General features: G+C 69.2%; 1 pseudogene. It reads right to left on the bottom strand.

Annotation, left to right across the window (positions count from 1 at the left end):
- Positions 1-1153 (bottom strand): annotated as a pseudogene (locus tag I71_RS39630) (calcium-binding protein); the annotation flags it as partial.

Here is a 1153-nt window from a genome sequence, read left to right as displayed (position 1 = left end):
CCGCCCGACAGGGTGTCGATGCCGCGCACGGTGATGGTGTTGCCCGAGGAGCCCAGGGTCACGACATCCGAACCGGTGCCGCCGACCAGGAACTCGACGCCCGAGACNGTCATCGTCACGCCGGTGGTGGCGGTGAAGACGATGTCGGTGTTCGCACCGCCGGTCAGCGACTCGATGCCCGTCACGGTGATGGTGTTCACCGTGTCACCCAGCGTGATGACGTCGGTGCCGACACCGCCGATCAGCGTCTCGATGCCGCGGGTCAGCAGGGTCGTGCCCGCGGTGCCGATGGTCACGACATCCGAACTGGCGCCGCCGACCAGGATCTCGATGCCCTCCCCCAGGGTCAGCCTGTTGCCGGTGTCGCCCAGGATCGCCAGATCGGACCCCGCACCACCGATCAGCGTCTCGATGTTGCGGATGGTGGTGGTGGTGCCGGTCGACCCCAGGGTCAGGACATCGGTGCCGGCGCTGCCGATCACGAAGTCCGCACCCGAGACGGTCAGGGTCGACCCGGCCGAACCGGTGAGGATGACCTCCATGCCCGCACCGCCGACCAACGTCTCGATGCCGAGCGCCAGCAGCGTGCCGCCGGCGGTGCCGATGGTCACGATATCGGTGCCGGCCCCGCCCGACAGCGTCTCCACCCCCGACACCGCCAGCGTGGAGCCGGCATTGCCGAGCAGGATGGTGTCGATGCCGGTGCCGCCGAGAATGGTCTCGAACAGAGACACCGTCGCGGTGTTGCCGGTGTCGCCCAACAGCAGCAGATCGGTGCCGCCGTTGCCGGTCAGCGTCTCGATGCCGCGCAGCAGCACCGTGTTGCCGCCATCGCCCAGCGTCACCGCGTCGTTGCCGGAACCGCCGACCAGGATCTCCAGACCCGATACCAGCAGCGTGTTGCCGGCCGAGCCGAGATAGACGACGTCGGTGCCGCTCGACCCGATCAGCGTCTCCAGGCCCGACACCAGCAGCGTGTTGCCGGCGGTGCCCGACACCCGGTTCATGTCCGCCGCACTGTCAAAGCCCGCGGTGGCCAGCGTCACGATGTCCACCCCCGACCCGCCGGTCAGCGTCTCAAGCTGCGACACCAGCAGCGTGTTGCCGCCGCTGCCCAGCGCGATGATGTCCAGCGCGAAGCCGCCGACCAGCG

Origin of the sequence: Azospirillum sp. B506 (genome assembly GCF_000333595.1) — a bacterium.
Lineage (GTDB): Bacteria > Pseudomonadota > Alphaproteobacteria > Azospirillales > Azospirillaceae > Azospirillum.
The sequence above is the reverse complement of the archived record's forward strand: the minus strand, read 5'-3'. Positions and strand labels throughout refer to the sequence as shown.